10 protein-coding genes are annotated in these 8,718 nt (G+C 71.2%); 8 read left to right on the top strand and 2 right to left on the bottom strand.

Annotation, left to right across the window (positions count from 1 at the left end):
• Positions 1 to 379, bottom strand: a 379-nt coding sequence (locus DJ81_RS06000) for a dihydrodipicolinate synthase family protein (protein ID WP_170938256.1), incomplete at its 3' end; no start/stop codon positions are given.
• Between the two features lie 365 nt (positions 380 to 744).
• Between DJ81_RS06000 and DJ81_RS05995 the strand changes: the two genes are divergently transcribed.
• From DJ81_RS05995 to DJ81_RS05965, 7 genes are all read left to right on the top strand, one after another.
• The gene (locus DJ81_RS05995) at positions 745 to 1,641 is read left to right on the top strand and encodes an HD domain-containing protein (RefSeq protein WP_094524905.1); all 897 of its coding nucleotides are present in this window, start codon (positions 745 to 747) and stop codon (positions 1,639 to 1,641) included.
• 97 nt (positions 1,642 to 1,738) lie between these two features.
• Positions 1,739 to 2,251, top strand: a complete 513-nt coding sequence (locus DJ81_RS05990) for a PUA domain-containing protein (RefSeq protein ID WP_094524906.1) — start codon at positions 1,739 to 1,741, stop codon at positions 2,249 to 2,251.
• Positions 2,252 to 2,315: 64 nt separating this feature from the next.
• On the top strand, positions 2,316 to 3,002 hold the full coding sequence (locus DJ81_RS05985) for a 2,5-diamino-6-(ribosylamino)-4(3H)-pyrimidinone 5'-phosphate reductase (protein ID WP_094524907.1): 687 nt from the start codon (positions 2,316 to 2,318) through the stop codon (positions 3,000 to 3,002).
• Positions 3,003 to 3,290: 288 nt separating this feature from the next.
• Positions 3,291 to 4,214 (top strand): coiled-coil protein, encoded by a 924-nt coding sequence (locus DJ81_RS05980; RefSeq protein ID WP_094524908.1) that lies wholly within the window; start codon positions 3,291 to 3,293, stop codon positions 4,212 to 4,214.
• A 147-nt stretch (positions 4,215 to 4,361) separates the two neighbouring features.
• A complete protein-coding gene (sppA, locus tag DJ81_RS05975) occupies positions 4,362 to 5,297 on the top strand; it encodes a signal peptide peptidase SppA (protein ID WP_094588952.1) in 936 nt (311 codons plus the stop codon).
• A 120-nt stretch (positions 5,298 to 5,417) separates the two neighbouring features.
• Positions 5,418 to 6,545: a DUF373 family protein gene (locus tag DJ81_RS05970; RefSeq protein WP_094524910.1), complete on the top strand. Its 1,128-nt coding sequence runs from the start codon at positions 5,418 to 5,420 to the stop codon at positions 6,543 to 6,545.
• A 101-nt stretch (positions 6,546 to 6,646) separates the two neighbouring features.
• Positions 6,647 to 7,471: a shikimate dehydrogenase gene (locus DJ81_RS05965; protein ID WP_094588950.1), complete on the top strand. Its 825-nt coding sequence runs from the start codon at positions 6,647 to 6,649 to the stop codon at positions 7,469 to 7,471.
• A 28-nt stretch (positions 7,472 to 7,499) separates the two neighbouring features.
• Here DJ81_RS05965 and DJ81_RS05960 read toward each other — a convergent pair whose 3' ends face one another.
• Positions 7,500 to 7,958, bottom strand: coding sequence for a transporter (locus DJ81_RS05960; protein WP_094524912.1), 459 nt, complete (start codon positions 7,956 to 7,958; stop codon positions 7,500 to 7,502).
• 128 nt (positions 7,959 to 8,086) lie between these two features.
• On the opposite strand from DJ81_RS05960, the gene DJ81_RS05955 reads away from it, so the two are divergent.
• Complete coding sequence (locus DJ81_RS05955; RefSeq protein WP_094588948.1) at positions 8,087 to 8,686, top strand: helix-hairpin-helix domain-containing protein; 600 nt, start codon at positions 8,087 to 8,089, stop codon at positions 8,684 to 8,686.
• Positions 8,687 to 8,718: the final 32 nt, after the last annotated feature.

Below are 8,718 nucleotides of genomic sequence, written 5' to 3'. Positions count from 1 at the left end.
GGGAGATGAGGAGGAGGCCGTCGGCGCCCGCGTCGGCGGCCCGCCGGGACAGCGAGAGCGCCTCGGCGGTGTTGTTGGAGCCGGTGCCGGCGATGACCGGGATGTCGTCGAGCGCGTCCCGGACCGTCTCGATCACGTCGACGTGCTCGTCGTGAGTCATCGTCGCCGACTCGCCGGTGGAGCCGACCGGGACGACCCCGTCGACGCCCGCGCGTTCGAGGTGCCGGGCGTTGTCGGCGAGCTGCGCGTGGTCGACCTCGTTATCGTCGGTGAACGGGGTCGTCATCGCGGGGTACACCCCCTCGAAGGGCTCGGTCGTCTGGTCTCGGTCCGTCTCGGTTCGGGCTCCGTAGGGCGTCGTGGTGGTCGCGTCTGTCATGGGTGCGCTGTGGGTGTCTGCGGTCGGTCGAACGCTGCTGCCGTCTGCGGTCGGCCAGTGTTCGTGGTCGTCTGCGGTCGGTCGGGAAACGAACGGTGCGCGCGGGTCGGGGGTCGTCCGGGACGGGGTCGCCACTCCCGCCGGCGGACGGCTCACGCGCGTTTTTTCGAGAAGAGCCGCGTCGCTGACGGCCTCGGCGAGCCGCGTCCGGACGCGGGTCGGATCACACCCGTACTGGACGCCTGTACCGCTTATAAGTTGTGTCTGTGGTCGAAACTGCCGCCCGGCGAGGCGCGCTCCCGGGACGCCGCGCCCGGACCGGGCACGCACACCTTTTAGGTCGCCGACGCGTCTTCACCGATCTCATGACCGATCCCGCCGAGTCGTCGACCGACCCGGACGACCCCGTCCCCCCGAGCGACGGCGCCGCGACCGACCCGGATATCCGTCCCGACACCGACGCCGACCGCCACGAGTACGACCCCGAGGCCGACCACGCCTTCCCCGACGACCGCCTCAACGAGATGCTCGACCGGATCGCCGCCGACGCGGAGATCACCGCGTACCTGGAGGCGCAGAACGTCAACCCCGTCGACCGGAAGGGGTACAACGACCACGGCGCCAAGCACGTCGAGATCGTGCGGGACCGCGCGCTCCGGCTGTACGACCTGTTGAAGGACGGCGGCGTCGAGTTCAACGGCGCTCGCCAACAGGGGCTCGACGAGGCCGACGAGCCGGTGGTCATCGCGCTCGCGGCGACGCTCCACGACATCGGCCACGTCGTTCACCGCCACGATCATCCGTACTACTCGATCCCGCTCGCGGCCGACCTCCTCGACCGCCTCCTCCCCTCCTTCTACGACGTCCCGGAGCAGGTGCGCGTGAAGGCGGAAGTGCTCCACGCCATCCTCTGTCACCACACGGAGGAGCAGCCGCTGACGCTGGAGGCCGGGGTCGTTCGGATCGCCGACGGGCTCGACATGGAGCGCGGGCGCTCGCGGGTCCCCTACGAGGAGGGCGGGCGCGGAATCAACACCGTTTCCTCGCAGGCGATCCAGCGCGTCTCGCTGCGGGAGGGCGAGGAGACCCCCGCGCAGGTCGTGATCCGGATGAACAACGCCGCGGGCGTCTACCAGGTGGACTCGCTGCTGAAGGCGAAGATGGAGGGGTCGCTGGTGGAAGACCAGATACAGACGATCGCGATCAACACCCACAGCAACAGGGACGGGTCGGAGTCGATCGTCGACCGGATCGAGCTGTAGGCCGGCCGCCCCGTGTCGCGGATCCGGGTCGTTCCGCGTCGCGGATCCGGCCGCGCCGTGTCGTAACGGCTTTGCGCGTGGCCGGAACAGTGCGGGTATGACCGACGCCGACGCGCTGGCGGACTTACGGACCGGCGCCGACTACCAGTTCGGCGCCGGCGCGGGCCGCGCCCTCTTCCCCCCGGACGACCCGTTGACGGTCCGCCGGTCGAGCGGCGGCCGCCCGCGGCAGGTCATCGTCGGCGACGTCGACGACACCCCCGGGAGCTCCGAGGGCGACCGCCTCGTCTCGTACGGCACCGACGGGCGCTTCACGCTCGGGGTCGCCGGCGGCCGGCGGCTGCGGGAGGCGTTCGACCAGCCGCGACACCGGATGGTCGTCGGCGAGGAGAGCGAGCCGTTCGTCCGCGAGGGGCGCAACGCCTTCGCGAAGTTCGTGGTCGCGGCCGACGACGGGATTCGCCCCGGCGACGAGGTGCTCGTCGTCGACGAGGCGGACGCGCTGTTCGCGGTCGGCCGCGCGGAGCTCTCCGGCGCGGAGGCCGAGGCGTTCGCGAGCGGCGTCGCGGTGAAGGTGCGGAACGGGGTCGGCGGCGGCGACGCGGAGTGACGGAACCGCCGGCGACGCCGTCGGCGACCGAAACGACCATTCCCCGCCCGCGACACGCACGCGTATGCACGTCGTCGTCAACGCCGCCCAGAGCGTCGACGGGAAGCTCGCGACGCGGCGCCGGGAGCAGCTCCGCATCTCGGGCCCGGAGGACTTCGACCGGGTCGACCGCGTCAGAGCCGCCGCGGACGCGGTGCTCGTGGGCGTCGGGACGGTGCTCGCCGACGACCCGCACCTCACCCTCGACGAGGAGGACCGCCGCGTCCAGCGCCTGCGGAACGGCCGCCCCGGCCATCCGGCCCGCGTCGTCGTCGACTCGCGAGGGCGGACGCCGACCGACGCCCGGATCCTCGACGACGCGGCGACGACGTACCTGCTCGTCTCGGCGGCGACGACGGAGGAGCGCCGCGCGGCGCTGGAGGCGGCCGGCGCCGAGGTCGTCGCGGTCGAACCCGAGACCGACGACGGTCACGTCGACCTCGCCGCGGGGTTCGCGGCGCTGGCCGACCGCGGCGTCGACCGCCTGATGGTCGAGGGGGGCGGCGAGGTGATATACTCCTGTTTCGCGGCCGACCTCGTCGACGAGCTCCACGTCTACGTCGGGTCGATGGTGATCGGCGGTCGCGGCGCCCCGACGCTCGCCGACGGCGAGGGGTTCACCGAGGCGTTCCCGCGGCTTGACCTAACTGACGCGGAGCGGTTCGACGACGGGGTCGTGCTCTCGTACGAGGTCCGCGACGACGCGTCGTGAGTCCCGCGTGAGACCGCGGCGCCCGTCCGGCGGGGGCCCGGTAGACGTTTCATAAATACTGATGGGTGTGTGATCGGTCAGCACGGATCGGCGGGTATACGGCCCGTGCTACCGGGTTACACCCGATTCACCGAAGTCTTTATATGTCGGCCGGCGGTAGGATTTGGTACCAGAACGCCTCCGGCGCTGGTAGGATCGCACGCTGAAATGAACGGGAGCTCTTGTGAACGGCCCGACGCACGACGGCGAGCACCAGCCATCCCCGGAGCGGTGATGGAGAGATAAAAAATGGTAACGAAAGACGAAGTCATCGATCAGTACGACATCGAACCGATGGACGAAGCGGACAACGTAGACCTTTCCGAGGACGACCTCGACAACGGGTCGAAGGGACAGCTCATCAAGCGCGCCGGTCAGCTGCGAGACCGACGCAACGAGCTGAACCAGATGGCCTCCGAGCGCGCCTCCAAGCGCGACGACCTCAACGCGAAGACGCGCGAGAAGGTCGACGAGGCCCAGGAACACCGCGAGAAGCGCGACGAGCTCAACGAGCAGGTCCAGGAGCACAAGGACAAGCGCAACGAGCTCAACGCCGAGGCCAACGAGCTGTTCGACGAGGTCGAGGAGCTCAAACAGGACATGGAGCTCGGCTCCGGCAAGTCCATCGAGGAGCTCAAAGAGGAGATCGAGGACCTCGAGTTCCGACAGCAGACCGAGGTTCTCGACGCGGAGGACGAGCGCGAGCTCATCGAGAAGATCGACGAGAAGCGCGAGAAGCTCGCCGAGAAGAAGGACAAGGTCGACGACACCAGCGAGCTCGACGAGCTGGTCGAGGAGGCCGAGGAGGTCCGGTCCGAGGCGTCCCAGCACCACCAGAAGGTGACGGAGCTCGCGGACAAGGCCCAGGAACACCACAACCAGATGATCGAGGCCTACCGCGAGGCCGACGACATCCGCGACGAGGCCGACGAGATGCACGAGCTGTTCGTGGAGGCCCAGGAGGCCGCCGACCGACACCACGAGGACTTCGTGCGCGTCCAGAAGCGCCTGCGCGAGCTCGACAAGGAGGAGGAGCGCGAGCGCAAGGACGAGCGCGCGGAGAAGCGCGAGGAGGAGAAGGAAGAGGCCGAGGAGATCTACCAGAAGTTCAAGGAGGGCGAGACGCTCGACACCGAGGACCTGATGAAGCTCCAGAAGACCGGCCTGCTGTAACTCGGACGACGATTTCCCCCGGTTTTGCGGCTTTTCCGATTCTCCCAGCGACGGCTCCGAGCGCGGCGGAGGCGGTCGTCGCTCGCGCCGGTCCCCGCGGCGACCCGTAGCGCCACCATATAAACGGGCGCGCCCCCAACCGACGGTATGGAGAGCGACGCGCGTTCGGACGGACGGAACCTCCTCGCGGCCGCCGTGATCGGTGCGACGGCGACGGTGGCCGGCAGGCGGATCGTCGCCCGGCTCACCCGCGGTCGGTTCGGTGACGCCGAGGAGTACAACGCGGCGAAGGTGACGGTCTCCGGACCGATCGTCCGGAAGAGCGGCCGCCCCTCGCCGCTGTCGGGACCGGGCGGGACGACGGCCGACGACGTCGTCGAGCAGATCGAGGCGGCCGACGAGGACGAGGACGTCGAGGCGCTCGTCGTCGAGCTCAACACGCCCGGCGGCGAGGTGCTCCCGAGCGACGATATCCGGCGCGCGGCCGCCGGCTTCGACGGCCCCACGGTCGCGTACGCGACCGACACCTGCGCCTCCGGCGGCTACTGGATCGCGAGCGGCTGCGACGAGCTGTGGGCGCGCGACGCGAGCCTCGTCGGCTCCATCGGCGTCGTCGGCTCCCGGCCGAACGCGGCCGGACTCGCCGACAAGCTCGGGATATCCTACGAGCAGTTCACCGCCGGCGAGTACAAGGACGCCGGCGTCCCGCTGCGCGAGATCGAGGAGGACGAGCGGGAGTACCTCCAAGGGATCATCGACGGCTACTACGACCAGTTCGTCGAGACCGTCAGCGAGGGGCGCGACATGGACCCCGGGGCGATCCGGGAGACCGAGGCGCGGGTGTACCTCGGAACCGACGCCCTGGAGATAGGGCTCGTCGACGAGCTCGGCACCGAGGACGACGTCGAGGACCGGCTCGCGGAGCTGATCGACGCGGAGCCGGAGATCCGCGAGTTCACGCCTGACCGCGGGCTCGCGGAGCGGCTCGGCATCGGCGCGGAGCGCGTGGCGTTCGCCGCCGGCAGCGGCGTCGCGAGCGCCTTCACGAGCGAGGGGGGCGAGGTCGACGTCGAACTGCGGTAGGCCGCGCCTCCGCTGCTGGAGGCCGCGCGACGGCCCCGCCTCCGCCCGGAATCGGCCCCGGCCCCGGCGAACCCCTCGCCGACGGAGAACTTTTTATCCGGGCGGATCGAGAGTCGAGGCGTGACGACGCTGGTCATCTGCATCGACCGATCCGGGGCGATCGGCCGGGCCACGAACGTCCCGATGCCGGTCGCCGGCTGGGAGGCGGTCCGGTCGCTCGTCACCGACGCCGGGCTCAGCGACCCGGAGGACGCCAGCGTCAACTGTCTGCTCGAGTCGCTTCGGGTCGCCCGCGACCTCCGGGACGAGCGCGAGGAGTCGGTCGTCGCGGTCGTGTCGGCGGAGAGCGACACCGCCGTCGGCGCCGACCGCTCGATCGCCGCCCAGCTCGACGACCTCGTGGACCGGTACGACCCCCGGGCCGCGGTCGTCGTCGTCGACTCGGCGGAGGACGAGCGGGTGCTCCCGATCGTGGAGTCGCGGATCCCCGTCGACTCCGTCGACCGCGTCGTCGTCCGCCAGGCCCGCGACATCGAGTCGACGTACTACCTGCTGAAGCAGTTCCTCGCCGACGAGCAGCTCCGGTCGACGATCCTCGTGCCGTTCGGGGTCGCCCTCCTGCTGTTGCCGGCGCTGTTCTACTGGTTCTCCCCCGCCGAGGCGGTCGCGGGCGTCGCGGGGCTGCTCGGCGCGGCGCTCCTCTACAAGGGGCTCGCGATCGACCGGTTCGTCGCCGGGATGCCGGAGCGCGTTCGGGAGGCGCTGTACGCCGGTCAGGTGTCGATCGTCACGTACGTCGTCGCCGCCGGGCTCGCCCTGGTGGGCGGGTTCTTCGGCGTGCTGTCGGCCTCGGAGCTCGGGGGCGCCCCGCGGCTCGTGGAGGCGATGGAGTTCACCTACGCCGCCGTCCCGTGGTTCGCGGTCGGGGGCGTGACCGCGGCCGTGGGGCGGCTCCTCGACGAGCTGATCCGCGACGAGGGGATCCGGACCCCCTACCTCAACCTCCCGTTCGTCATCGTCGCCGTCTCGCTCGTCGTCCGCGGGTTCGCGGGCTACTTCCTCGCGCAGGAGTCGGTGATCGACCCGTTCGAGCCGATCGGCGTGGGCGTGACGCCCGTCCAGCGGCTCGCGGCGTTCATCGTCGCGGGAATCGTCGTCTCGCTGATCGGCGTCAAGCTCGCGAGCGACGTCGGGACCGAGACGCTGGAGGACGTCATCGACGCGGACCGGGAGACGGACGGGAAGTGAGGGCCGGGGAGGCGAGGGCTCCGCACCCCGACCGCGCCTATTCCCGCGGTCGACCCACTGCGACCGCGCCACTTTTCTCGGTCGCGGCCGCGTGAGCGCCCATGAACGTGTACGGACTGATCGGGAACCCGGTCGAGCACTCGCTGTCGCCGCCGCTCCACGAGGCCGGCTACGAGGCGCTCGGGATCGACGCGCGCTACGTCACCTTCGAGCCCGACGCCGACGCCGCGGCCGCGGCGGTCTCCGGCGCGGCCGACCTCGGCGTGGCCGGCCTCAACGTCACGGTGCCGTTCAAGCGCGACGTCCTCGACGCGGTCGACGCCGCCCCCCTCGCCGAGCGCATCGGCGCGGTCAACACGGTCGACTTCGGGCCGCTGCGCGACGGCGACGCCGACCGCCCCCGCGGCTACAACACCGACGCGGCCGGCGTGAAACGGGCGTTCGCGCGCCACGACGTCGCGCTCGACGGTCGAGAGGCGGTCGTCGTCGGGGCCGGCGGCGCCGGCCGGGCGGCGGCGTTCGCGCTGGCCGACGCGGGCGCGAGCGTGACCGTGACGAACCGAACCGCGGAGCGCGCCGTCTCCCTCGCCGAGGCGGTCCCCGGGGCGACCGGCGGCGGCCTCGACGACCTCGGCGAGCGCGTCGCCGAAGCGGACGTGCTGGTCAACGCGACCAGCGTCGGGATGGAGGCCCCCGACGAGACGCCGGTCCCCGCGGCGCACCTCCACGGCGACCTGGCGGTGCTCGACGCGGTGTACGCGCCGATCGAGACGCGGCTCCTGCGGGAGGCGGCCGACGCGGGCGCGACGACGGTCGACGGGGCGTGGATGCTGCTGTTCCAAGGGGTCGAGGCGTTCGAGATATGGACCGGACGGGAGGCGCCCGTCGACGCGATGAACGCGGCGCTGCGGGCGGAGTTGGAGTGAGCGCGGAGCGGGGCCGAGGCGGGCCCCGTCAGATCAGTCCGGGCGTCGCCAGCAGCCCGGCGGTACCGACGAGCGCCACGGAGAGCCCGGCGGCGCCGTAGAGGAACGGCTTCGCGTCGCGGGCCGGCTCGCGGAGCTTGCCGGCGTCGAGCCCGTCGGCGAGCTTCCCGCTCGCGACCTCGACGAGCCCGGTGATCAGGAACCAGAGCGCGATCATCGTCAACACGAGGTGGCCGCGGCCGGTCCCGGTGAGCGACTCGACCGTGTACAGCGTCCCGGCCATGTGACCGCCGGACGCGAGGAAGGCGAGGGCGGCGATCCGAGTGATCCACCGGAGGCGGCCGACGATCGCCCCGAGGGCGTCGCCGTCGACGTCGCCGCGGAGCGCCGGCGGCAGCACGGCGAGGGTGACGAACAGCACGCTGCCGGTCCAGAGGATCGCGAAGCCGACGTGGAGCGACCACATGACCGGGTTGACGATGTCCATATCCGCCGGAGGGACCGACGCAACTTATAAACAGGCGAGACGGAGTCGCCGGACGCCAGGGGCGGTAAGCGACGGGGAACGGCCGACGGCGAGGGTTTTTAAATATCCCACGTTCGTATGCTTCGTCGATGGCCCTACTGCAGAAAATCAAGGAGAAACTCGGGTTCGGGACCGGCCGCGCCGAACGCGACGAAACGGAGACGGAAGTGACCGTCGAGAGCGACCCCGAACAGGGATCGGAGTCGGAACCAGAACCGGCGAGCGACGCCGACGACGCGGTCCCGGACGAGGGAACGGACGCCGACGAGCCGGCCGCCACGGAGACCGAGGCGGCCGCATCGACCGATTCGCTGGTCGACGAGGAGGGCGCCGCCGAGGATCCGTCCCAGGCGGCCGAGCCGGCGGAAGCGGCGGGGGTCGCCGACGAGGCGGTCGAAGCCGACGAGGCGGTCGAAGCCGCCGACGAGACGGTCGAAGCCGACGACGAGGCGGTCGAAGCCGACGACGAGACGGTCGAAGCCGACGACGAGGCGGTCGAGGTCGAGGGGACGGGCACCGACGTCGAGGAGCTCAAGGGGATCGGTCCCGCCTACGCCGAGCGGCTCGCCGAGATCGGTATCAACAGCGTCGAGCAGCTCGCGGCCGCCGACGTCGACGCGGTCGCGGAGGGCGCCAGCGTCGGCGAGAGCCGCGCCGCGACGTGGATCGACCGGGCGAAGGAGTTCTGAGACCGGCGACCGCAACTGTTTCGTCGTGCGCG

Origin of the sequence: Halorubrum sp. Hd13, assembly GCF_002252755.1 — an archaeon.
Taxonomy (GTDB): domain Archaea; phylum Halobacteriota; class Halobacteria; order Halobacteriales; family Haloferacaceae; genus Halorubrum.
This window is presented reverse-complemented; position numbering and strand designations above follow the sequence as displayed.